The 23,528-nt window shown below is 66.2% G+C and carries 22 protein-coding genes and 1 tRNA gene; 13 read left to right on the plus strand and 10 right to left on the minus strand.

Annotation, left to right across the window (positions count from 1 at the left end; all coding sequences use genetic code 11):
• Positions 1 to 72: 72 nt before the first annotated feature.
• Positions 73 to 1,800, minus strand: a complete 1,728-nt coding sequence (rpsA, locus tag A1351_RS03590; RefSeq protein ID WP_024878055.1) for a 30S ribosomal protein S1 — start codon at positions 1,798 to 1,800, stop codon at positions 73 to 75.
• 267 nt (positions 1,801 to 2,067) lie between these two features.
• Positions 2,068 to 2,703 (minus strand): outer membrane protein, encoded by a 636-nt coding sequence (locus tag A1351_RS03595; RefSeq protein ID WP_064032214.1) that lies wholly within the window; start codon positions 2,701 to 2,703, stop codon positions 2,068 to 2,070.
• 215 nt (positions 2,704 to 2,918) lie between these two features.
• Here A1351_RS03595 and A1351_RS03600 point away from each other — a divergent pair, with 215 nt between their 5' ends.
• Positions 2,919 to 3,353, plus strand: coding sequence for a hypothetical protein (locus tag A1351_RS03600; RefSeq protein WP_134187976.1), 435 nt, complete (start codon positions 2,919 to 2,921; stop codon positions 3,351 to 3,353).
• Positions 3,354 to 3,407: 54 nt separating this feature from the next.
• Here the strand turns inward: A1351_RS03600 and A1351_RS03605 are convergent, their stop codons facing one another.
• Together A1351_RS03605 and A1351_RS03610 are read right to left on the minus strand one after the other, a co-directional pair.
• Positions 3,408 to 4,205 carry a DUF1217 domain-containing protein gene (locus tag A1351_RS03605; RefSeq protein WP_064032216.1) on the minus strand — a complete coding sequence of 266 codons (798 nt, stop codon included), beginning with the start codon at positions 4,203 to 4,205 and terminating at the stop codon, positions 3,408 to 3,410.
• Between the two features lie 63 nt (positions 4,206 to 4,268).
• Positions 4,269 to 5,579: a TIGR03808 family TAT-translocated repetitive protein gene (locus A1351_RS03610; protein WP_245291564.1), complete on the minus strand. Its 1,311-nt coding sequence runs from the start codon at positions 5,577 to 5,579 to the stop codon at positions 4,269 to 4,271.
• Between the two features lie 467 nt (positions 5,580 to 6,046).
• On the opposite strand from A1351_RS03610, the gene A1351_RS03615 reads away from it, so the two are divergent.
• The 5 genes from A1351_RS03615 to A1351_RS03635 all read left to right on the plus strand — a co-directional run bounded on the left by A1351_RS03615 (position 6,047) and on the right by A1351_RS03635 (position 11,619).
• Positions 6,047 to 6,595 (plus strand): DUF4274 domain-containing protein, encoded by a 549-nt coding sequence (locus tag A1351_RS03615; protein WP_064032218.1) that lies wholly within the window; start codon positions 6,047 to 6,049, stop codon positions 6,593 to 6,595.
• A complete protein-coding gene (locus A1351_RS03620; protein ID WP_245267191.1) occupies positions 6,546 to 7,049 on the plus strand; it encodes a DUF123 domain-containing protein in 504 nt (167 codons plus the stop codon). Before A1351_RS03615 ends, A1351_RS03620 begins: the two co-directional genes overlap by 50 nt.
• A 25-nt stretch (positions 7,050 to 7,074) precedes the next feature.
• On the plus strand, positions 7,075 to 8,565 hold the full coding sequence (gene hisS, locus A1351_RS03625; RefSeq protein ID WP_064032220.1) for a histidine--tRNA ligase: 1,491 nt from the start codon (positions 7,075 to 7,077) through the stop codon (positions 8,563 to 8,565).
• 117 nt (positions 8,566 to 8,682) lie between these two features.
• On the plus strand, positions 8,683 to 10,149 hold the full coding sequence (locus A1351_RS03630) for a COG4223 family protein (protein WP_064032223.1): 1,467 nt from the start codon (positions 8,683 to 8,685) through the stop codon (positions 10,147 to 10,149).
• A gap of 78 nt (positions 10,150 to 10,227) precedes the next feature.
• Entirely contained in the window at positions 10,228 to 11,619 is a 1,392-nt protein-coding gene (locus tag A1351_RS03635) for a heme biosynthesis protein HemY (protein WP_064032225.1), read from the plus strand.
• Positions 11,620 to 11,632: 13 nt separating this feature from the next.
• Here the strand turns inward: A1351_RS03635 and A1351_RS03640 are convergent, their stop codons facing one another.
• Positions 11,633 to 12,130, minus strand: a complete 498-nt coding sequence (locus A1351_RS03640) for a PAAR domain-containing protein (protein ID WP_064032227.1) — start codon at positions 12,128 to 12,130, stop codon at positions 11,633 to 11,635.
• A 144-nt stretch (positions 12,131 to 12,274) separates the two neighbouring features.
• Here A1351_RS03640 and A1351_RS03645 point away from each other — a divergent pair, with 144 nt between their 5' ends.
• From A1351_RS03645 to recO, 5 genes are all read left to right on the plus strand, one after another.
• Positions 12,275 to 13,399: a DUF4424 family protein gene (locus A1351_RS03645; RefSeq protein WP_024878066.1), complete on the plus strand. Its 1,125-nt coding sequence runs from the start codon at positions 12,275 to 12,277 to the stop codon at positions 13,397 to 13,399.
• A 251-nt stretch (positions 13,400 to 13,650) separates the two neighbouring features.
• Positions 13,651 to 14,076, plus strand: coding sequence for a hypothetical protein (locus tag A1351_RS03650; RefSeq protein WP_024878067.1), 426 nt, complete (start codon positions 13,651 to 13,653; stop codon positions 14,074 to 14,076).
• Positions 14,077 to 14,190: 114 nt separating this feature from the next.
• Positions 14,191 to 14,466, plus strand: a complete 276-nt coding sequence (locus A1351_RS03655; RefSeq protein WP_018267394.1) for a DUF6460 domain-containing protein — start codon at positions 14,191 to 14,193, stop codon at positions 14,464 to 14,466.
• A gap of 86 nt (positions 14,467 to 14,552) precedes the next feature.
• On the plus strand, positions 14,553 to 14,783 hold the full coding sequence (locus A1351_RS03660; protein ID WP_024878069.1) for a DUF1737 domain-containing protein: 231 nt from the start codon (positions 14,553 to 14,555) through the stop codon (positions 14,781 to 14,783).
• Positions 14,784 to 14,791: 8 nt separating this feature from the next.
• Complete coding sequence (gene recO, locus A1351_RS03665; protein ID WP_064032229.1) at positions 14,792 to 15,514, plus strand: DNA repair protein RecO; 723 nt, start codon at positions 14,792 to 14,794, stop codon at positions 15,512 to 15,514.
• Positions 15,515 to 15,543: 29 nt separating this feature from the next.
• Here the strand turns inward: recO and A1351_RS03670 are convergent, their stop codons facing one another.
• Positions 15,544 to 15,786, minus strand: a complete 243-nt coding sequence (locus tag A1351_RS03670; protein WP_064032231.1) for a hypothetical protein — start codon at positions 15,784 to 15,786, stop codon at positions 15,544 to 15,546.
• A 150-nt stretch (positions 15,787 to 15,936) separates the two neighbouring features.
• Between A1351_RS03670 and parC the strand changes: the two genes are divergently transcribed.
• Positions 15,937 to 18,192, plus strand: coding sequence for a DNA topoisomerase IV subunit A (gene parC / locus A1351_RS03675; protein WP_064032232.1), 2,256 nt, complete (start codon positions 15,937 to 15,939; stop codon positions 18,190 to 18,192).
• A 120-nt stretch (positions 18,193 to 18,312) separates the two neighbouring features.
• On the opposite strand, the gene cysE is transcribed toward parC, so the two are convergent.
• Both cysE and A1351_RS03685 read right to left on the minus strand, forming a co-directional pair.
• Positions 18,313 to 19,146 (minus strand): serine O-acetyltransferase, encoded by an 834-nt coding sequence (gene cysE, locus A1351_RS03680; protein ID WP_064032233.1) that lies wholly within the window; start codon positions 19,144 to 19,146, stop codon positions 18,313 to 18,315.
• A 16-nt stretch (positions 19,147 to 19,162) separates the two neighbouring features.
• A complete protein-coding gene (locus tag A1351_RS03685; protein ID WP_024878074.1) occupies positions 19,163 to 19,927 on the minus strand; it encodes an alpha/beta fold hydrolase in 765 nt (254 codons plus the stop codon).
• 185 nt (positions 19,928 to 20,112) lie between these two features.
• Between A1351_RS03685 and A1351_RS03690 the strand changes: the two genes are divergently transcribed.
• Positions 20,113 to 20,189 (plus strand) — tRNA-Arg (locus A1351_RS03690).
• Positions 20,190 to 20,483: 294 nt separating this feature from the next.
• Here A1351_RS03690 and A1351_RS03695 read toward each other — a convergent pair.
• Both A1351_RS03695 and A1351_RS03700 read right to left on the minus strand, forming a co-directional pair.
• The gene (locus tag A1351_RS03695; RefSeq protein WP_064032234.1) at positions 20,484 to 21,896 is read right to left on the minus strand and encodes a FecR domain-containing protein; all 1,413 of its coding nucleotides are present in this window, start codon (positions 21,894 to 21,896) and stop codon (positions 20,484 to 20,486) included.
• Between the two features lie 13 nt (positions 21,897 to 21,909).
• A complete protein-coding gene (locus tag A1351_RS03700; RefSeq protein ID WP_024878076.1) occupies positions 21,910 to 23,247 on the minus strand; it encodes a tetratricopeptide repeat protein in 1,338 nt (445 codons plus the stop codon).
• Positions 23,248 to 23,528: the final 281 nt, after the last annotated feature.

Consider the following 23,528-nt stretch of genomic DNA (forward strand, 5'->3'; position numbering starts at 1 on the left):
AAACGCCCGCTCTCTGAAGAGAGCGGGCGCTGAGAACAGAGCGAGGGAAAGCGCTTTCCCTCGATCGTCGTCTTACTTCTTCGGCGCTTCCTCGCGGGCCTTGAGGGCCGCGCCGAGAATGTCGCCCAGCGAGGCGCCCGAATCGGCGGAGCCGTATTGGGCGATCGCCTCCTTCTCCTCGGCCATTTCCAGCGCCTTGATCGACACGGCGACCTTGCGCGCCTTGCGATCGAAGAGGGTGATGCGGACATCCACCTTCTCGCCGACGGCGAAACGCTCGGGACGCTGGTCGGCGCGGTCGCGCGCCAGCTCGTTGCGCTTGATGAAGGTGGTGAGGTCGGTGCCGAGGATCTTCACCTCGAGACCGGCTTCCTTCACCTCGAGCACCTCGGTGGTGACGACAGCGCCCTTCTTCACCTCGCCACCCGCGCCTTCTTCGGCGACCGAGGCGAAAGGATCATTGGCGAGCTGCTTCACGCCGAGCGAGATGCGCTCCTTCTCGATGTCGACGTCGAGCACCTGAGCGGTGATGACATCGCCCTTCTTATACTCTTCGATGACCTGCTCGCCGGGGCGATTCCAGTCGAGATCGGAGAGATGGACCATGCCGTCCACATCGCCATCGAGGCCGATGAACAGGCCGAACTCGGTCTTGTTCTTGACCTCGCCGGAGACGGTGGAGCCCTGCGGGTGCTTCTCGGCGAAGGCCTCCCACGGATTCTGCAGCGTCTGCTTGAGGCCGAGCGAGATGCGGCGCTTGACCGGATCGACCTCGAGCACCTGAACGTCGACTTCCTGGCTCGTCGCGACGATCTTGCCGGGATGCACGTTCTTCTTCGTCCAGGACATTTCCGAGACGTGGACGAGGCCCTCGATCCCCGGCTCCAGCTCCACGAAGGCGCCGTAGTCGGTGATGTTGGTGACGCGGCCGTGGAATTTGGCGCCGATCGGATATTTCGCCTCGATGCCCTGCCACGGATCCTCGAGCAGCTGCTTCATGCCCAGCGAGATACGATGCGTCTCGTGATTGATCTTGATGATCTTCACGCGCACGGTCTGGCCGATGGTGAGCACTTCGCTCGGATGATTGACGCGGCGCCAGGCCACGTCGGTGACATGCAGCAGGCCGTCGATGCCGCCGAGATCGACGAAGGCGCCGTAATCGGTGATGTTCTTGACGACGCCCTCGATGACCTGCCCCTCTTCGAGGTTGGCCACAATCTCGTGACGCTGCTCGGCGCGGCTCTCCTCGAGCACGGTGCGGCGCGAAACGACGATATTGCCGCGGCGGCGGTCCATCTTCAGAATATGGAAGGGCTGCGGCACGTTCAGCAGCGGGCCGACGTCGCGGATCGGACGAATGTCCACCTGCGAACGCGGCAGGAAGGCCACGGCGCCGTCAAGATCGACGGTGAAGCCGCCCTTGACCTGATTGAAGATGACGCCTTCGACCTTCTCATTGCTTTCGAAGGCCTTCTCGAGCTTGACCCAGCTCTCCTCGCGGCGCGCCTTGTCGCGCGAGATGACGGCCTCGCCGAGCGCGTTCTCGATGCGCTCGAGATAGACCTCGACCTCTTCGCCCACCTTGGGAGCCGGGTCGCGGCCGAAGCCGGTGAATTCCTTGAGGGCGACGCGGCCCTCGGTCTTGAGGCCCACATCGATGACGGCGACGTCCTTCTCGATGGCGACCACGCGGCCCTTGATGACGGAACCCTCGAAAGCTTCGTTTTCTCCGTAGCTTTCTTCGAGCAGGGCGGCAAAGTCCTCGCGCGACGGGGCGCGCTCAGTAGCAGTTGACATGAGTTCTCCTGGAATGCCCTTTCGGGCGCGGCGCCGGCATGGGGTTGGCGTTGCGGATCGGGCGTTCTCGATCGGAAGTCCCCTCCCGCCGCCGAAGCGAGGCCTAGAGGAAACGAGAGTTCTGCTCAGAGAACTGGCCGGCGCGGCCCGATCGAAAATGCCCGTGTTTTTAAAATACGGAGAGGCTGGAAGGGAAACCCCGCCAGCCATCCACGCCCTATCTAGCAATTCGCCGCGCCGCGAGCAAGCCGCGCGAACGCGTCTCGATCACCGCGACGGCAGATCGAAATGATAATTCACGCCGACGCGGACGGTGTGAAAACTCGCGCCGCGCGCCGCGCCCGGATCGCCGCCGCCGTTCTCGCCGAGATCGGTGAAGAGATATTCGGTCTTGACCGACCAGCGCGGCGCGAAGGCCCATTCGACGCCGCCGCCCGCGGTCCAGCCTTCGCGGACCGATCCGCCGACGTCGCCATAGGCGAAGCCGCCCGTGCCGTAGAACAGCACGCGGGAATCGAAGCCGGTGACGCCGAAGCGCCCGCGCAGCGTCCCGAACCAGGGCAGCGAGCGCGCCCCCTCGGGTCCGCGCAGGCCCAGCGGATCGGGTCCGCGACCACCGCCGGAGAGGCTGGTCCCCGAAAAATCAGTCTCGAGGCCCACGACGAAGAGCGGGCCGATCCGGTGATTGTAGCCGACGAGCCCGCCGCCCGAGACCCCGGCGTCGGACGTGCCGGAGGCGAACGCGCCGGCGCCGATATCGAGACCCGCATAGACGCCGGTCCATGCGAAAGCCGGCGGCGTCGGGGGCGGCTGGAAGACCCGCTCGCGCGACGGCAGATCCGCCGCCTGCGCGCCAGCGGAGAAAGCTGCGGCCAGAACCAGAGCCGTGATGACTGGCTTCATGAAAAATCCTCGTTTCGACGACGCCCCCGCTTCGGCTTCGTCGATAGGGATTTCCTCCGTTTGTCCGAGAGGTTCGAGATGTTTCCGGCTCGCGGCGAAGTCGCGCCGAATTTTTGGCGCGCCGCCGCAAACGGAATGCAAACGGAACCCTGGCCATTGTGAACAAAGCGCTTTCACGCTAGAACGCGCCGTCGCTCACCAATGGATTGCCGACCATGAGTTTTGCACGCATCGCTTTATTGGCGGCCGCTCTCGGCCTTTCCGCCTGCAATACCGGCCCGCGCGCCTATATTTACGCTGGCGGCAGCCAGGCCTCCGTGCAGAGGACGATTTCTGTCCCGCGCGGCTCCACCGCCTCGCTCGGCTTTGCCGCCAAGATCAATCCAGACTGCTCGCGCGCCGACAGTCCCGATCGCGTCACGCTCACCCAAGCCCCCTCACAGGGCCGGGTCGAGATTCGGCGCGAGGCCGGCTATGCCTATTTCCGTCCCGGCAATCCGCGGTCGCGCTGCAACACCCAGCGCGTGCCCGGCACCAAGCTCTTCTACCACGCAGGCCCCAACGCCTCGGGAACCGACACATTCTCCTATGACTGGTATTCGGGCTCGGGCGGGATCGCGCATATCACCGTGACGGTGAATATTCTCTGACGCTTTTGCCAAAAGCGGTTTCCGCTTCCTGCGCGGAAGCCGCTTTTCGCCGGATCAGAAATAGCCGAACTTCATCCCCTGCATGTTCAGCATCAGGCTGGAATCGAGCCCGAAGGTCGATCCGGAGCCGGACGTATCGAACAGCGTCGAGAGCAGGGAGCTCTGCGAATTGGCGTCGCCGCCATTGTTGTAATCATATTGGGCGGCGAAGCGGGCGATGAACTGCTGCAGCTTCTTCGGGTCCTTGAAGTCGTCGACATTCACCTTCGACGACAGCAGCCGATATTGCGTGTCGATCGACTGCGACGAGGTGCTCGACGAAATGCCGAGCGCCGTCTGCACGACCGTCAAAATATTGCTGTCCGCGAGAATGCCGTAGGCGCTCGTCAAATCCGGCGCATGCTGCTGGAAATAGAGCGCGAGCTGCACGCCCGGATTCTGCTCGCCCTGGCTCGTTTCCAGCGCCTGCTCCGTGTAGCGGCTCACCACATTGTCGACGAGCGTCGAGGAAGTGGTCGTGGTCTCGCCATTGGCGGCGAAGTCGAATGCCTGCGCGAAGGCCTTGATATTGGCGCTGCTGATGGTGTTGGCGAGCGCCGAGTTGCTGGAGACGCCGCCTTCGAGCACTTTCTGCATCAGGCCCTTGGCGTAGGTCATGCTGCCGAGGCCGAACGCGGTCATCGCATAATTGAAGAGCCGCGAGTTCTTCATGAATTCGTCGATCGACGTCACCTTGCCGATATTATCCTCGAAATATTGCGTCTGAGTCGCGACGTCCGGCGATTTGGCGGTCATCGCCTGCCATTTCGACTGATTATTGGCGATCTGCAGATAGGTGGCGAGCGTCGTCATGAAGATATTCCAAGGGACTGGCCCGCGATCATGCGCTCGAGGTTGTTGACGCAATGTTAAGTTTCAGCCGACCTCATTGCCCTCTATCGTGAGCCGCGGATATTTGGCCGCGGCGCCCGGCCGCGCGACGTCTCCCGGCAGAATGTCCTGACCCGCGATCGCGGCTATCGCCGCCTTTTTCGCTCCGATGATCTTATTGCGCGCGATGACCGCCGGCCCGACGCCCTCGCCGATCTGAAAGGTCACGCCATAATCATTCTCGACGAGTTCATTGCCCTCGACGCGAATATTCTGCCGATAGCCGCCACAGCGCACGCCCATCCAGCCGCCGATCACAGTGTTGCCGGCGATCTCCACATTGCTCTCGGCCTCTATGCCGGTGAGCCAGCTCATAATGGGGCCGAACTCGTCATCGGGATGCGTCTCGTGCAGGCCGGTGATCCGATTGCCGATCACGAAGCCTATGTCCGTGCCCCGCTCGGCGTTGGCGAGCGCGATTCCGGCGCCGGCGTCGTCGATTTTATTGTCGCGGAAGCTCGCGCGCTTGGCGCCGAACTCCGCATACATGGCGCGCTCGCCGAAGCCGGCGCAATCATTGCCGACGACCTCGACATCATGGCCGGCGTTGTTGCGCACCGCCGTATAGGCGCAGCGGCGAATGACATTCTTCTCCACCCGCACGAAGCCGGAGCCCCAAATGCTCACGCCATTGCCATAGGCGCCGTCGCCGCCGGAGAGATTGCGAATATCGACAATCTCATTATTGCGGATGCGCGAGCCCTCGTAACGGCCGGCCGAAGTCGTCCACACTTGCACGCCATTGTCGCCGCAGCGGCGCAGCTTGTTATTGTCTATGTCGACGCCGAGCCCATCGAGCGAGAAATAGCCGGCGTCGCGCACATCCTCGACGATATTCTGCGCGAAGCGCCCGCCGCAGCGCAGGAGATTTATTCCCCTGCCGCCCGAGCGGCGGATCGTGCAGCCAGTCACGGCGAGCTTTGGAATATCGGCGAGATCGAGGAGGCCTTGGCGGCGATCGGCGAAGCGTGCGCCGCCGCCGTCGAAGCTCACATTCTCCAGCGTCAGCGCCAGTATATTGGCGGCGCGCAGCAACGGGCCGGCGCCGATCGCCTGCAGCACAGAGCCGCCGGCGGCGCCGATGATCGTGACCTTATCCTCGATGACGAGCGAGCGAATGCGCAGAACGCCGGGCGGCAACCGCAGGGCGCCTCCGGCGCGGGCAGCCTCGCGCAGCCGCCGCTGTAGCCATTCGGTCGCGTCCGGCGCGGCGGCGTTAGCGCGCGCGCCGCCGCCGAGAGTGGCGAAAGCGCCTGCTCCAAAGCCCAAAATCTCTCGTCGAGTCGGTCTGGTCACGGCCCGGATCAGCTGGAGGGCGAGAATGCGTCGAGCGCGAATTGCCGGTTGTTTATGCATAGCGGCCGCGCCAAATCGGGCATTGCGCCCAATTTATGTAGTTGCATTACATAACGAGCCGAGGCATAAAGAGAGCGCCCAAACGGGCAATCGTCTTGCAAAGAACAAGTCTAGGTCCCGCCTCCACTGCTCTGCGACTTGCGACATCGCTTTGTTCGTTGAGGCGGTTCTCCTTGCTGCGACGCTCTACCCCTCCGGAGCGCGGCCTCATCCGTCGAGGTCGGTCCTTTGCGGTTCAGGTTCTCACGGTGTTGTCCAACTCCCCGTTTCGCGTACGCGCGGGACGGGGAGCCCCTTTTTACGTCGAAGCCCGTCGCGCGGGAAGAGAGAAGTGCGCTCAGCGCCAGTCTCTCGCCGAATGGGGCTTCGCGGTCGCTTCGTCGTTTTTGAAGAACCGGAGTCTTCCTATGCCTCTCGCGGTCGACGATCTCTTGCGTCGCTGGGTCGAGGAGCGCGCCGCGAGCCTCGAGCCGGGCGACGGCGAATATGCGCAATTCATCGCCGATTGGCTGCCGCTCGCCTCCAGCGACGACTGGCACAGAATGATGCTCGGCTTTAATCGCGAGCTCGGCGACGCTCCCTTGTTCTGGATCATGCGCCAGCCGCGCTGCGAGAAGGCGACCGCGCTCGGCATTTTCTTCCTCGCCCGGCCGGGCCTGCTGCTCGCCTATGGAATAGATCGCGCCAGAGTCCCCGAGCCGATGCGGCGCGCCTATGATTTGATCGGCGAGATCAGAATGCGCTATGTCAACGGCTTCTATCGGACGTCCACGCTGCGCTTCGACACGGTGGAGGCCTTGGCGCGCGAGGCCCGCCTGCCCGCGCGTTTCGACCAGAAGGCGCTCGACCTCCTCATTCCGCCGGAAATGCGCGTCTCGATTCCCGGACGAAAGCTCGGCCTGCAATATGGCGTCAGAAACCACTTCCGCCTCGATGCGCCGCTCGGCGCGCGCTGAGCGCCCGGCGGCCCCCGACCAATCGTTTTCCGCGCTCGCTTTCATCCACGCCGCATCAAAGGCGCCGCCCACGCCGGGCGCCTATGCGCTGCTCATCGCGCTATCGCGCCCGCTCGAGGCCAGCGCAGGACGTCGCACGGCGACGCTCGCGCCGGGGCTCTATCTCTATTGCGGCTCGGCCAAAGGGCCGGGCGGGCTGCGCGCGAGGCTCGGCCGGCATATGCGGCAGGGCAAGCTGCGCCGCTGGCATATCGACCAGCTGACCGAGGCCGGCGAATCGCTCGGCGCTTGGATCACAGAGACGAAGGGCGAATGCGATCTCGTCGCGGCGCTCTCCGCGCTGCCGGTTCCGCTCGAGGGATTCGGCAGCTCGGACTGTCCCCACTGCCGCAGCCATCTGCTGTTCTGGCCGAGGGGCGACGCCCCGGCTTTCCTCGCCGCGCAAAAATGCTAGGAAGAGCGCCGAAAAGGCGCACCCAATGTCAGACCAGAAGAAATCCAAGATAGAGGCCCGCTCCCCGCGCGGCCTCGCCGACCGCGACGCCGCAGAGCTGGCCGCCACCGGCCGCATGCTCGACGTGATTCGCTCCGTCTATGAGCTCTATGGCTTCGAGGCGCTGGAGACCCCGGCGATCGAATATACCGACGCGCTCGGCAAATTCCTGCCGGACCAGGACCGCCCCAATGAGGGCGTGTTCTCCTTCCAGGACGACGACGAGCAATGGCTGTCGCTGCGCTATGACCTCACCGCGCCGCTGGCCCGCTATGTCGCGCAGAATTTCGACCGGCTTCCAAAACCCTTCCGCAGCTATCGCTTCGGCAATGTCTATCGAAACGAGAAACCGGGGCCGGGGCGCTTCCGCCAATTCATGCAATTCGACGCCGATACGGTGGGCGCGGCCTCGCCGGCCGCCGACGCCGAAATCTGCATGATGGCCGCCGACACTCTGGAAAAGCTCGGCATTCCGCGCGGCGATTACGTCATCAAGATCAACAGCCGCAAAGTGCTGGACGGGGTGATGAAGGCCATCGGCCTCGAGGGCGACGAGAACGCCGGCCGCCGCCTCACCGTGCTGCGCGCCATCGACAAGATGGACCGGCTCGGTCCCGAAGGCGTCAAGCTTCTGCTCGGCCCCGGCCGCAAGGACGACAGCGGCGACTTCACCAAAGGCGCCGGCCTCGCCGATGACGCGGTGGCGACGATCCTCTCCTTCACGCTCGGCGGGCAATATAAGGACGGCGAGCCGCGCTTCGGACTGTTCGAGCTGCTCGGCCGCAGCAATGTCGGCGCGGAAGGCGCCGAGGAATTGCTGGAGATAGAGGATCTGGTTCGTGACGCCGGCTTCGGCCCGGAGCGCATCCGCATCGACCCCTCCATCGTGCGCGGGCTCGAATATTACACGGGGCCGGTCTTCGAGGCCGATCTCACCTTCGAGACCAAGGACGAAAAGGGCCATCCGGTGCGCTTCGGCTCGGTCGGCGGCGGCGGGCGCTATGACGGGCTCATCGGCCGGTTCCGCTCCGACAACACGCCGGCGACGGGCTTTTCCATCGGCGTCTCGCGCCTTTATGCGGCGCTGAAGCTGGTCGGCAGCCCGGTCGTTTCGGCGGCAGCGCGGCTCGGCCCGGTCGTCGTGCTGGCGCTCGACCGCGACCATATCGCCGATTATCAGCGCATGGTCGCCGCTCTGCGCAACGCCGGCGTTTCGGCGGAGCTCTATCTCGGCTCCTCCGGCATGAAGGCGCAGATGAAATATGCCGATAAGCGCAACAGCCCGGCCGTGGTGATCCAAGGCTCGGACGAGCGCGCCAAGGGCGAGGTGCAGATCAAGGACCTCATAGAGGGCGCGCGAGCGAGCGCCGCCATCTCCACCAATGAGGAATGGAAATCCGCCCGGCCCGCGCAATTCTCCGCGCCGGAGAGCGAGCTGGTCGAGCATATCAAGGCGCTGCTCGCCCGCCAGGGATGAGCGGCGCCGCCGCCCGCGCCGGAAATTCCCGTCGCGGCGTGGCTCGAACGAAGCGGCGGATGTTTCGCGGAATGTCCGCCTCGTCTATAAGGGGCTGCGGCGAGGAGCCCCTAGCACATGGCGCAGCACGACAAAGACCCCGCAGCGGATAGCCACGCGGCCGGCGAATCATCGGCGAATGACGCTTGGACGACGACGACCGTCGAACGTCCGGCCGAGGCCGAGCGCACGGAGAGCGAAGCAATTTCGGCGCCCGCGAGCGAGGCCGCGCCGGCGCAAAAGCCGCGCCGCAAGAATTGGCATCGCTTCACGCTGCTGGCGGCGACGCTCGGCCTGCTGGCGACCGCGGGGTCGATCGCCGCCTATCGTTTCCGCGACAAGAATGAGAAGCTCGCGGCCTTCGCCACTGTCGTGGACGAGACTTTCGCGCGGCCGGAAAAGCTGATCGCCACGCTGCGCGAGACGATCGTGAAAGCGACCGGCAAGCCGGAGAAGCCGGCAGACAAGCCCGGCCCGGCCAAGCTCGCCGAGCCCCTCCAAAAATCGACGCCCGCCCCTGTCGAGACGAAGCCGGCCGAGCCCGCCGTTCCGCCGCGCTCCGGCGGCGATCACATCACCTGGAACGCGCCCAGCGCGACGCCCGCGCCCGTCCCGGCCCCTGCGGCGCCGGTCGTTGCAGCTCCTCCCCCGGCGCCGCCCGCTCCCGCCAAGCCGGCGGCGGCGGAGGCCAATCCGGTTTCCATCGCCCAAATCGAGGCGCTGACGCGCCGTCTGGACGAGCTGGAGCGCATCGCCCGCTCGGCCCTGGCGCTGGCGGAGCAGGCCCGCAATGGCGCAGAACCCGCCGCCGCCCCCCGCGCAGAGGCGAAGGTCCCGGACCAGAAGGTGCAGGACGTCGAGGATAATGTCAGCGGCCTCGAGGGCCGGATCGACTGGCTATCCGATGAGGTGAAGGCGCTGCGCGACAAGCTCGACGCGGCCAAGGACGAGACCCGCGCCCCGCGCGAGGTGGAGCCGGCCCCGCCGCCGCCCGCGCCCGTGGCCGCCGCGCCGGAGGAGAAAGGCCCCAATCCGGCGACCGTCGCCGTGGTGGCGCATTCGCTGCAACGGGCGCTGGACCGGGGAGCCCCCTTCCCGTCCGAATACGCCATTCTCTCGGCCCAGGGCGCCGATTCGCAAGCGCTGGCCGCGCTCGCGCCTCTGGCCGAAAAGGGCGCTCCCGATGCGCGCGCGCTGCGCGCCTCCTTCCATCCGCTGGTGCGCAAGCTCGAGGCCTCCGCCGATCTGAAGCCCGACGCCCCCCTGGCCGACCGGCTGCTGCAAGGCGCCTCCAGACTGGTGAAGGTGCGCAGCGCCGCGGAGAAAGAAAAAGCCACGATCGGCGACATCGCCGACAAATTGGAGGCGGCGCTCGACCGCGGCGAGATCGAGACGGCGCTGGCCGCTTTCGCCGAATTTCCCGACGCCGCCAAGGCCGTCGCGCGCGAGTGGGAGACACAAGCCCGCCAGCGCGTCGAGGCCGAAAAGGCGGCGGCCTCCATTCTCGCGGGCGCGCTGGATGCGCTCGCAAAACCCAAGAACTGAGCAGGGCCAGACAATAATCCTGCTGAAACAAAAAATCTAAGCAGGCGCGCTTAGAGCCGAGGCGAGGATCGACGACCCATGATTCTGCTGCTCTTCTTCATTGCGGCGCTGGCCGCTCTGTCCATCGGCCTCCACTGGCTCATCGAGCAGCCCGGTTCGATCACGCTCGACTGGGGCGGCTATCACATTGAGACGACGCTCGTCGTCGGCGCGGCGGCGCTGCTCGCGACGATCGCGGCGATCCTCATCGCCTGGGCGATCATCGCCTATTTCTTCCAGGCGCCCGCGCGCTTGAAGCAGAACTCCCGCGCCAAGCGCCGCGAGCGGGGCTTTCAGGCCCTCTCGCGCGGCATTGTGGCGGCCGGCGCCGGCCATGTCGCCGAGGCCAAGCGCGCCGCCAAGGAGGCGGTGAAAAATCTCGACAAGGAGCCGCTCACCTATCTGCTGCGCGCGCAGGTCGCCCAGCTCGAGGGCGACCGCGTCGGCGCCGAGACCGCCTTTCACGAGATGACGCAGCTCTCGGAGACGCGCCTTCTCGGCCTGCGCGGCCTGCACATAGAGGCCAAGCGCCGCAAGGACGACGAGGCGGCGCATCATTTCGCCGATCAGGCGCATCAGCTCACGCCGCTGCCCTGGGCCGGCCATGCGCTGCTCGAGCATCACGGCGCCCAGGCCAATTGGGAAGAGGCGCGCATCGCCGTCGAGGCCAATCTGAAGGCCAAGGCCATCGATCTGCCGACCGCCCAGCGCCTGCGCGCCGTGGTGGAGACCGCCCTGGCGCTGGAGAAGCAGGCCGAGCATCCGAGCGAGGCGCTGCATCTCGCCCGCCAGGCGGTGAAGCGCGCGCCCGATCTGGTTCCGGCGATCGCGCTGATCGGACGTCTGCTCGCCCGCCATGGCGACAGCGCCAAAGCGCTGAAGCTGCTCGAGAAAGCCTATGCCGAGCATCCGCATCCCGATATCGCCGAAGCGTTTCTCGAGATCGCGCCGAGCGAGTCCAACGCCGAGCGTCTGGCGCGTGTGAAGAAATTCGCCTCCTCCGTTTCCCATTCGCCGGAGGCGGGAATTCTCGTCGCGCGCGTGGCGCTCGCGGCGCGCGATTTCGGCGCCGCGCGCAAGGCGCTGGCTCCGCTGGTCGCCGAGGGCAAGACGCCGACCGCCCAGGTCTGCCTGCTGATGGCCGAGCTCGAGGACGCCGAGAACGGCCCCAGCGGGCCGGTGCGCGAATGGCTCGCCCGCGGGTCGCGCGCGCCGCGCGATCCGGCCTGGATCGCCGATGGCGTCATTTCGCGGCGCTGGGCGCCGGCCTCCCCCGTCACCGGCAAGCTCGACGCTTTCGTCTGGGCGACCCCGCCCGAGCCCGTGCGCGGCCCGACCGAGGACGCCCGCGCCGATATTCCGGCGGCGTTCCTGACCCGGCCGGAGCGGCTTCTGGAAGCCAAGATCGAGGAAGAGAGCGCGACCGCCTGAAAACGTGATCGCCCTACCCGCCGATCAGCACGGTCGGCAGGCCCATGACGATCTTGTTCGGCGGGCCGACCGCCTCGACGATTGTGTCGCCCTGCCGGCAGGCGGGCAGGCCGTTGATGAAGACGCTGGTGGAACCGTCCACCACCACGCCCGGCCCATGGGGCGGGATCGGCAGCGGCGTCGCGCACATGTGAATATCCGCGCCGCCGGCGGCGCCGCTGATCAGCGATCCCATGCTGGCGGCCGCCGCGGCCTTGGTCGCCTGCTCGGCCGCCAGAGCGGCGGGCGCGCCCGGCGTGCCGGCGGCGGCGAGCGTCGCCGCCTCGGCGGCCTGGATCGTCGCATCGGAGGCCGATTTCGCGGATTGAATGGCCGCAGCCGCCGCGCCGCCGACGCCGCGCCAGGCCGGCAATTGGCCGATGAACACATTGAAGCTGCCGGGGCCGGGCGTCAGCACCGGCGGCAGAGGATGGGCCACAGGATCGCTCACGCGCGCAGCCGGCCGTCCCATGATCCGCTCCCTCTATGATCTCGAGCAATGCATATCAGCCTATTCGATAGGCCATCGCCGTCAATCGCGCTGTGCGCCCGCCCATATCGCTTTCGCGCCGGAGACGATATTCTCGCGCGCATTCGCAATGAAAGGCGGCTTTCGATGAATTTTCTTTTCCCCCGGAGCGCCGGATTGGCGGCGGCGGTTCTGGCGCTCGGCGTTTGGGGGGCGCGGGCGGAAGAGACTCTTCAGGAGCTGGTCCATCGCGGGCCGGAGCTCGCCGGGCTCGAGGCGGCGGGGCTCGTCGTCGAGCAGATGGAGCTGACGCTCGGAGCGCAGAACAGCTCGCTGAAATATCGCATCGTCAATCCGACCGCAGCGCCGGCGCGGACCACTGTGACCTTCCCTCTGCCCGAGATCGATTTTTCCGATCCCGATGCGGCCTGGTCCATTCCGGGCGCCGACCCTGTCAATTACATCGGCCTCGCCGCGACCATCGATCAAAAGCCGGCGCCGCTCGCGGTCACGCAGAGCGCCTTCGTCGACGGCAAGGATGTGACCGCTGCGCTGCGTCGCAGCGGCCTGCCGCTGGTTCCGATCGGCTTTTTTCACGACAAGCTCGCCGCTCTGACGCCGGACGCCCGCGCGCGGCTCGTCAAGGACGGGCTCATCGCCGAGAATGGCGTCGATCAGGCGGGACATCCGATCTACGCGCCGCGCTGGTCGGTGCTCGGCGCGGCGACGCGCATGCTCGATCTCGCGCCCGGACAGAGCGCGCTGCTCGATTTTCGCTTTCGCTCGAGCGTCGGCGTCGCGCGCGACAGCGTGCTGCGCGAGCCCTTGCGCTCCTCCAAGGAGCTGGCGGCGGAGGTGGAGCGCCGCCGCGCCGATTATTGCCTCGATCGCGCCTTTCTCGCGGGCGTCGACAAAATGGTCTCCGCCGCTGCGGCGCGGCGCTCGGCGGCGCAGGAAGCCGCCGCGCTTCCGCCGGACGAGGCTATAGCGGCGGATGCGCCGAAAAAGCCGCAGCCCGTGGCGCGGATCTTCCCCGAGGCCAATGTCGCCGAGCTGCAGGAGCGCCGCATCTCCTTCGATCTCGGCGCCGGCGCGCCGGCCGCGCCGGTTCGGCAATTCCGCCTCGTGGTGGACAAGGGCAAGCCGACGCGCCTCGTTAGCTTCTGCCTCGCCGATCTGAAGAAAATCTCGCCCACCGCCTTCGAGATGCGCGCCGCCGATTTCCGGCCGACCGGCCTGCTGCGCGTGCTGCTCCTCGGCCCCAAGGACTGAGCGGGAGCAACGCCGCAAGGCGATCGGGTGAAGGTTTCCTCATCCTGAGGAGCCGCGAAGCGGCGTCTCGAAGGACGAGGAAACCTTCATGCGCAGCCATCTGGAGCTCCCCCTCGTGCTTCGAGACGCCCGCTTCGCGGGCTCCTCAGCATGAGGGGGAGGATTGTTGCCCGCCTATTGACGCGCGCCGCCCCTCTCGCCACATCGGAGCGGGGCCTCGAGGGGCGGCCTGCTGAAACTGGTCGGAGCCGATGCGCATCTTTTCCCTCGTCTGTCTCGCCGTGCTTTTTTCCGCCGCCGCGCGGGCCGAAGCCCCCGCCGCCGAGCCCTCCCAGAGCGAGGCCGGCCGCTTCGCCATGAGCCCGGCCGAGGGCGGCATGCTGCGGCTCGACAAGCAGACCGGCGCGGTCTCCTTCTGCACGGTGGACGGCGGGCTCTCCGTCTGCCGAGTCGCCGCAGAGGAGCGCGCCGCGCTGCAGGGGGAGATCGAGCGCCTCGCGCGTGAGAACGCGCAATTGCGCGCCAAGCTCCCCGGCGCCGCGCCCGAGGCGACCGCCCCCCGCAAGGGCCTGCCCGGAGAGGAAGAGTTCGAGCGCGCGCTCTCCTTTACCGAGCGATTCCTGCGGCGCATGATGCAGCTCTTCCGCGAGGAGGCTCCCAAGGGCGACAGCCTCTGATAGAATTTCGCGTGATCGTTTCGCGGCGCGCCTTCTCCCTCTCCCCGCGAGCGGGGAGAGGGAGAGCGCGAAACGAGGCGATCGGCAGGGACCGCAATCGAGAGCGAAGGACGCATGGCCTCCAATAGTCGACTCCATGATTTTCTCGGCGGCTCGCCGCTGCAAGTGCTCGTCAAGCTGCTATTCGTCTCGCTGGTCGTCGGCGCGCTGCTGATGTGGCTGGAGATCGAGCCCATGGATCTCGTCCATGGCGCGCGGCGCTTCTTCGACCGCATCTCCTCGCTCGGCTTCGGCGCGGTGCATACGGTCATCGGCTATGTGATCACCGGCGCGGTCATCGTGGTGCCGATCTGGTTCGTGCTGCGGCTCTTCAATTCCGGGCGGCGCTAGAGAAAATCCTTGCGCGATGCCGCGGGCGCGAAGATGACGGCGCGAGCGCCCGGGCGAATCGCCCGCCGGCCATTCGAGGGGTCACAATGTCCGCAACTCTAGGCAAGAGATCGACCGTCTATCGCTATCTGACCGGTCCAGACGATGTGGAGTTCTGCAAGCGCGTCACCGAGGCGCTGAGCCTCGGCTGGTCGCTCTACGGCTCGCCGACGCTGACCTTCGACGCCACGAAAGGCAAGGTGATCTGCGGTCAGGCGATCACCAAGGACGTCTATGATTTCAAATACACGCCGGATGTGAAGCTCTCCGAGCTGTGACAGGATAGATGGATTGGCGGGACGAAGGGCTCGTCATCGGCGTCAAGCGCCACGGCGAGTCCGCGGTCATATTGGAGCTGATGACGCGCGCGCATGGCCGTCACGCCGGCATGGTCCGCGGCGGCGCCGGCCGCGCGCTGCGCTCCGTGCTGCAGCCGGGCAATAGTGTCGAGGTCGCCTGGCGGGCGCGGCTCGAGCAGCATCTCGGCGCTTTCGCCGTGGAGCCTTTGCGCTCGCGGGCGGCGCGACTCATCGACCGCGCCTTCGCTCTGCATGGCGTCGGACATCTCTGCGCGCTGCTACGGCTGCTGCCGGAGCGCGACCCGCATGGCGAATTGTTCGATATGGCCGAGGTGATCGCCGATCGGCTCGATTCGCTCGATCTCGCCCCGGCGCTGATGGCGCGCTTCGAGCTGGCGCTGCTGGCGGCGCTGGGCTTCGGCCTCGATCTCGAGCGCTGCGCATTGACGGGGGAGACGGCCGATCTCGCCTTTGTGTCGCCCAAGACGGGCCGCGCCGTCGCCCGCGCCGCCGGCGCGCCCTGGCGCGACAGGCTGCTGCCCTATCCGGAGTTTCTCCGAATGCCGGCGCCTGCGCCGGCCGATGCGGGGGAGCTGGCGGCGGCTTTCCGCCTCACCGGGCATTTTCTGCAGCGCGACGTCTTCGGCCCGCGCGGGCTCACGACGCCGCAGGCGCGCGCGCGCTATGTGGCCGCTGCGGCGGCGTCGTGATGCGAGCCTTCAGGCTCGCTCGAGGCGCGTCACTCCTGCTCGCACACCACCCGGCGCTCATGACGGCTGACGCCATAGCCTTCGTCGATGGGCACTTCCACTTCCTTGCACAGCGCCTGCGCCGAGCCGTGACGCGCGTCTTTCTTCTCCGCCGCATCCTCATGCAGGAAGGGCAGCCAATCGAGCAGCGAGGCTTCCAGCGCCATGGAGCGGGCGCTGGCCCCTGCGAGGGCGGCGGCGACAAAAAACGCGAACAGGAGAGGCTTCTTCATGAGATGCTGCTCGAAAAGACGGCGCTGCGACGGGACGCCGAAAGCTCGGCTGTCTTAGTGGAAGCACGCAGCGACGGCAATGGTTCACGCCAGAGTCGCGACGGGATATAAGCGCACGCAGTAAACGCCGAAAGGGCGGGAGTCGGCGATATGGCGAAAAGCGGAACGACGACGACGGAAGACGGCGGCGGAGATGCGCTGCCGGTCGAATTGCGCACGGCGCTCGAGGAGCGATACCTCACTTATGCGCTCTCGACGATCACCGGACGCGCGCTGCCGGATGCGCGCGACGGCTTGAAGCCGGTGCATCGCCGCATTCTCTACGGAATGCAGATGCTGCGGCTGGACCCGAACACGCCATTCAAGAAATGCGCGAAGATCGTCGGCGATGTGATGGGCTCCTTCCATCCGCATGGCGATCAAGCGATCTACGATGCGCTGGTGCGCCTCGCGCAGGATTTCTCCTCGCGCTATCCGCTCGTCGACGGGCAAGGCAATTTCGGCAATGTCGATGGCGACGCCGCCGCGGCCTATCGCTACACGGAAGCGCGCATGACCGCGGTCGCGCGGCTGCTGCTCGAGGGCATCAACGAGGACGCCATCGATTTTCGCCCCAATTATTCGGGCGAGGAGCAGGAGCCGGTGGTGCTGCCGGCGGCCTTCCCCAATCTTCTCGCCAATGGCGCGCAAGGCATCGCCGTCGGCATGGCGACCTCCATTCCGCCGCATAATCTCAATGAGCTGTGCGACGCGGCGCTCTATCTGATCGCCCATCGCGACGCCAATGCCGAGCAATTGCTCACCTTCGTGCAGGGACCGGATTTTCCGACCGGCGGCATCGTCGTCGATCCGCGCGCGCAGATCATCGAGACCTATCGCACCGGGCGCGGCTCCTTCCGCCTGCGCGCGCGCTGGCACAAGGAGGAGACCGCGCGCGGACAATGGGTCGCGGTCGTCACCGAGGTTCCCTATGGCGTGCAGAAGTCGCGCCTCATCGAGAAGCTCGCCGAGCTGATCGTCGAGAAGAAGGCGCCGCTCGCTGGCGATGTGCGCGACGAATCGGCGGAAGATGTGCGCGTCGTCATCGAGCCGCGCACGCGCGCGGTCGATCCCGCGCTGATGATGGAGACGCTGTTCAAGCTCTCCGAGCTGGAGGTGCGTTTCCCCGTCAATATGAACGTGCTCGTCGATGGCGCCGTGCCGCGCGTCGTCTCGCTGGACGAGGCTCTACGCCAATGGCTCGATCATCGCCGCGAGGTGCTGGAGCGCCGCTCGCGTCATCGTTTGGCGGAGATCGTGCGCCGACTCGAGGTGCTCGAGGGCATGATCATCGTCTTCCTCAATCTCGACGAGGTGATTCGCATCATCCGCGAGGAGGACGAGCCCAAGCAGGCGTTGAAAGCGGCTTTCGAGCTGACCGACGTGCAGGTCGATTACATTCTCGACACGCGCCTGCGCGCTCTGCGCAAGCTGGAAGAGATGGAGCTGCGCAAAGAGCATGCGAAGCTGCTCGAGGAGAAGACGGAGGTCGAATCGCTGCTCGCCGACGAGGGCAAGCAGTGGAAGACGATCACCACGCAGATTCGCGAGCTGAAGAAGACGATCAGCGCCGACGCCAAGCTCGCCAAGCGCCGCACGACTTTCGAGGATGCGCCCGAGGCGACCGATATCGATCTCGCCGAGGCGCTGATCGAGCGCGAGCCGATCACCATCGTCGTGACGCAAAAGGGCTGGATACGCGCGCTGAAAGGCCATGTGGCCGATCTGACGCAATTGCAGTTCAAGGGCGACGATGCGCTGGAAACGTCCTTCTTCGCGCAGACGACATCGAAGATTCTGGCGCTCGCCTCCAATGGCAAGGCCTATACGCTGGACGCCGCCAAGCTGCCGGGCGGGCGCGGCCATGGCGAGCCGATGCGGCTGATGGCCGATATCGACGAGGATGCGGCGATCGTGAAAGTGCTGCCGCAGACGCCGGATGCGCTGCTGCTGCTGATCGCCGACGACGGCCGCGGCTTCGTCGTCTCGCAGAACGATCTCGTCGCGACGACGCGCAAGGGCCGCGCCGTCTTCAATGTGGAGCCGCCGTCCAAGCTGAGGATCGTGACCCCGGCTGAGGGCGATCACGTCGCCATCATCGGCGAGAATCGCAAGCTTCTGGTGTTCCCGCTCGCCGAGGCGCCGCAAATGGCGCGCGGCAAAGGCGTGCGGCTGCAACGCTACAAGGACGGCGGGGTCGCCGACGCCAAGGTCTTCGCGCTCGCCGACGGGCTGACCTGGGTCGATTCGTCCAGCCGCACCTTCACCGTGGACAAGCGCGAGCTGAGCGAATGGATCGCCCATAGGGCGGAAGCGGGGCGTCTGCCGCCGCGGGGGTTCCCGAAGAGCAATCGGTTCGGGGGGTGAGCGCGTGATTTCAGTCTCGCCCTCATGCTGAGGAAGCGGCGAAGCCGCTGTCTCGAAGTGAGGGTGAGCCGCGAGACTCCGACCGCTCCTCATGAGGAAAAGTTGTGGAAGTCGACTCTTCTACAACCCCGGATCGTGCGACTCGTCGATGATCTGATCCATCGTCAGCGCCGGCTCGGCCGCGCCCACATCGCCGATGACGCGGGCTGGCACGCCGGCGACCGTCTTATGCGCCGGCACCGATTCCAGCACCACAGAGCCCGCCGCTATGCGCGCGCGCTCGCCGATCTCAATGTCGCCGAGCAGCTTGGCCCCCGCGCCGATCAGCACGCCATGGCGCACCTTGGGATGGCGCGCGCCGCCGGCGGTGCCGGAGCCGCCCAGCGTCACCCCATGCAGCATGGAAACGTCGTGCGCTATGACGCTGGTGGCGCCGATCACCACGCCGGTTGCGTGATCGAGGAAGAAGCCGGCGCCGATTCGCGCCTGCGGATGGATGTCGGTCTGGAAACGCGCCGAGGCGAGGCTCTGGAGCCAGAGCGCGAGATCGCTGCGGCCGGAGCGCCACAGCCCATGCGCCAGCCGATAGGTCTGGATGGCGTGGAAGCCCTTGAAATAGAGCGCCGCCTCGAGCAGCCGCGTGCAGGCCGGATCGCGGTCGAAAACGGCCATGAGATCGGCGCGCAGCGCCGCGCCCAGGGCCGAATCTCGCGCCATCTGATCGTGGCAGAGCCGCTCTATGACGGTCGCCGGCAGCTCCGGCGCCGCGAGACGCTGCGCGATACGATGCGCGACCACGGCCTCGAGGCTGTCTTGCGCCAGAACCGCCGCATAGAGAAAGGCCGCCATATTGGGCTCGCGGCCAGCGGCGGCCTCGGCCTCCGCCGAGAGGCGGGTGAAAAGCGGATCGACGCCGGAGAAGGCGACGAGCCGAGCGGGGCCGCTGTCGGTCATGGCTTGGCTCCGCGGCCTATTCCCGCTGCGCGAGGAAATCGAGCACCGCCTGCTTGAAGACGCGATCGCCGACGGCGCGATTGTGATCGCGGCCGGGAATATCGACGATATGGGCGTCCGGGAACAGCGGCTCGAGCGGATGCGGATCGCCGGCCACCTCGTCGCGCGTGCCGACGCAGATCAGCACGGGAACCGTGATCGCGGCGAGCCGGGCGCGGTCGACGGTCTGATTCGGGCCACGCGCGCAGGCGGCGAGAGAGGGAAGATCGGCGCGCGTCGCCTCGGCGAAGCCGCGGAACATCTTCAGCAGCGGATCGTCGATATCCTCTATGCGCTCGGCCTCCATGGCCTCGGCCAGGCCGCGCGGCAGACCGGTGGTCACGAGATTGGCGCCGATGCCGCCGAGCACGAGGGAGCGGACGACCTCGGGATGGTCCAACGCCAGCGTGACGGCGATTCGCGCGCCCATGGAATAGCCCATCACATCGGCGCGCGCGACGCCGAGGCTCGCGAGCAGATTGGCGACGTCCCCGGCCATCATCGAGAGATCATAGGCCGTAGGATCGTGAATTTTCTCCGAGCGGCCATGGCCGCGATTGTCCAGCACGATGACGCGCCGTCCATCCTCGGTCAAAGTCTTGACCCATTGGGGAAAGAGCCAATTCACGGCATGCGTCGAGGCAAAGCCATGAATGAGAACGATCGGCTCCTCGCGATCCTCCGTCAGCGGCGGAAAATCGATATAGGCGATCTGCACGCCATTCGACCCGAACTCGTCCATCATCAATCCTATTTTATTACATTCAAGGAGCGTCGGCATCAGGATCGTCGGTAATTATCGCAGCCGTAGGGCAGCGCAAGCGTCTTGGCGGGGGAAATATCTTCCTATTGCCAAGCGGCCTCGTAGCCGCTAAACGACCTCTCCACCGGTTCGACGCATCTTCGTGACGCGGAACGGACCGTAAGGCGCCCGTAGCTCAGCTGGATAGAGCACCAGACTACGAATCTGGGGGTCAGGAGTTCGAATCTCTTCGGGCGCGCCATTTTTCGATAGATCGGGACGACATCGCCGGCCGCTTTTCGATAGATCGGGACGACATCGCCGGCCGCTGACGCTTCGGCGCGGGCTCTAGAGCTGTTCACAGCGGTTGCCAGCGCCGAATCGGCATCCGCTTCGGCTGGAGAGGGCGCTTTGCGATCGAACGGAATCGTTCGATCGAATCAGAATTCGTCCCCGAGAAAGTCCTGAGAGCATCGACTGGTCAGCGACGCAGCAAACGGCGGCGGCGCGCGAGCGCCGGCGTGAACTGGAGGCTTCGGCCGCCGAAGGCGGCCCGTCACGGATAAGAGAAGTCGAAGGTCTGCGTGAAGCCGTTCGGCAGGCTGAAGAATGCATTGGTCGATGTCGGCGGCGGCTCGAGGACGATGCCGGCCGCATTCACGAAATTCAGCGTGTCGCTGCCGCTGACGGTGAATGAGGTCGGCGCCCCATTGGCCGAGACCGCGCCGGACCAGCTCAGCAGCTCATTGATCACAAAGTTATAGGTATTGGTCTGCGCCGCGGCGCCGCTCTCGGGATGATAGACGATGGAAGCGCCGAATGCGCCGTTGAAGGACGCCGAGGTCTGGCCTACGACATAATTTATGTTCGCCGCATCCACCGACAAAGCGATCAGGAAATAGCCATAGCCGGGAAAAGTCGCCTGCAGCGTTATGGTGGTGATCGTTCCCGAGACGCTCTGCGAGACGAAAGTCGGCGTCACGCAGCCCCACACGCAAAATCCACCCGCGAATAGCGCGCCCACCGCGCCGCTGGTGGGATTGCCGGGATCGATCGTCACGCCGGAGGAGGCCGTCCCGCCGCCCGTGACGGCGTGCTGCGCGGCGACGATGGCGACGAGAGCCTGGTGCGTCTGCGTCGCGACCGTCTGATTATTCGTCTGCGCGCGGCTCTGCGCTATGCCGGCGCCGCCCCAATGCGCGCCGATCGCCCCGAGCCCGGCCCAAGGCGTGCGATCGGGCTCCCGAAGAGCCCCAAGATGCGCGAGCGCCTGCGCGCCCGTCGGCAGCGAGCCGAGGCTCGCGCCGCCGGTCTGGCCGGGCAGGCTGGCGAATTGCTGGTCGAAGCCTTCGATCGAGGCCTCGCCGGCGGGCGCCGGATCGGACATCTCTTCGCCACCCGAGCCGATGACCACGCCATAGCCGGGACGGGTCAGACGGATGCGACGACCTTTCGCAGTGACAATGGTGGCGACGCCATTCAGCAGCACGATCTCGTCGCATCCGCCCGCTCGAGCGATATCGCGGCAATCGGCGCCGCCGACGCGCACCAGCACCATGCCGCCGCGCACGGCGATCGTCGCCGAGGGCGTCTTGATCTCCATGCCGACGCCATGGCTCACCTCGCCGCCGATGAAACGCAGCGCGCCCTTGGTGATGGACAGGCTCTGCTTGCCGGCGCCGGCGGCCGAATCGTAGACGAAACGATCGATCGTCACCGAGCTGTTCGCTCCGACGCCGAGCGTCGATTTGTCGAGAAAGACGATCTGCGCGCGGCCGTCGGTCTTGGTGTCGATGCGCTCGCGATCGACGACCCCATAGCCGAGCGTCAATCCTTTGGCGGATCCGCCGGGCGGCGTTCCTTGCGCTGCCGGATTGACGGCGCCGACATTGCCGACGACATCCGCGCGGACATTCGTCGCGCAAAGACCAAAGAGCGCGAGGAGCGCCGCGCCGGGCAGATTTCGCATCGCCTCCCCCTTGTCAGAATTTCGCCGTCGGCCCGAAGGTCAAGGAGACATTCTGCATCTTGAAGCTCGATATGTTCGAATCGTTGCGCAGAAACTCGAGATGGCCGGAGACGCCCAATTCCGCCGTTATCGGCGCGTCCAGCGCGAGGCCATAGGTCCAGGCGTCGTCGCGTCGCACGCGGAACGGATCGAGCGCGGGATTGGCGATGTCGAAGGCGATCTGCGTGAATCGCGCGTAAGGCGCGATGGTCCATCGGCGCGGCATTTCCGCGAGCGGCGGATCGACCTCCAGGCGCAACATCGCCTGCAGGTCGAATTGATCGGAGGCCTGCATCGCGACATAGGCCGCCGCGCGCGAGAAGGCGCCGCGTCCCTCGAGACGCACATTGTCGAAAATGCGCAGGCTGACGCCGAGCGAGCCGGTGAACACATCGCCGCTCGCGATCGTCGCCACCGTCTGCGCGCCACTTCCCGACGCGGCGCCCGAATTGACCCAGAGCCGCGACCATTCGAAGCCCGGCTCCAGCGACAGCCGATCGCCGAAGATCTGACGCAGGCTGACGCCGGCGCCGCCCGTGTTGAGATAATTCAGATTGCCGACGAGCGAGGCCGAGCCCGAGACATGGGGCCTCACCGAAAGGCCCGGCGCGACGTCCGATAGGCCGAAGCGCGGACCCGTGGAGAGCGAGAACAAGGCGACGTTATATTGCGACAATGCGAATTGCTGCGTCGCATAGGCCAGCCCGCGCGTCTCCAGCGTGTCGCCGCGCTGATTCTGGAAATCATAGTCGTGCGTCAGCTGCGCCTGCTCGAAAGTGTTGGCGTCGGATTGTCGTCCGGTGACGCCGCCCGGCGTCTGCACGCCGCCGACGTCATAGAGGCCGCTCGACGGCAGATAGGCGGCGTTGGACTGCGTGCGAACGCCGATCTGCAGATTTCCCGAGAGGCGGCTCGCCTGCGTGCGTCTCTCGATATCGGGAAGCTGCGCTTCGATCTGCGCTTTCTGCGCGGAATCGAGATCGGCCGATTTCAACGCCGCACGCAGATTGTAGAGCGCGCTCTGATAGGCGCCGATGCGCGCATAGAGAAAGCCGAGCTCCTTGCGCGCGCGGCCGAGCGCGGGATTATACATCAGCAGGCGCTCGAGCGCGCCGATCGCGGCCTCGTCGTGCAGCTCCGTCGCGAGCCGAATATAGGCGTAGGTCTGCTCGTAATCGGTCGGATGCGTGCGGACGTGAGCCGCCAGACGCTCCAATTCCGATTGCTCGGGCGCCGGCTCCGAATGCGCGGAAGCGTCGAAGCAAGCAACGCACGCGGCAACGACGAGAGCGCCGATTTTAGTCTTTTTCACGAACGCTCGCCCCGACGCGCATTACGCACAAATGTCTATTCTGTTGCTAAAGCTTTGCTCAAATGCGACATTTTTGGGGCTGCGTCAAGAGCCGCGGCCTTGGCCATGAGGGCGCTCGGGTGTAGGACGATAATCCTCCCCCTCATGCTGAGGAGCCCGCGAAGCGGGCGTCTCGAAGCACGAGGGGGAGCTCCAGATGGCAGCGCATGAAGGTTTCCTCGTCCTTCGAGACGCCGCTTCGCGGCTCCTCAGGATGAGGAAACCTTCACCCGAGCGCCCTG

It is taken from the genome of Methylosinus sp. R-45379, from assembly GCF_001644125.1.
GTDB lineage: Bacteria > Pseudomonadota > Alphaproteobacteria > Rhizobiales > Beijerinckiaceae > Methylosinus.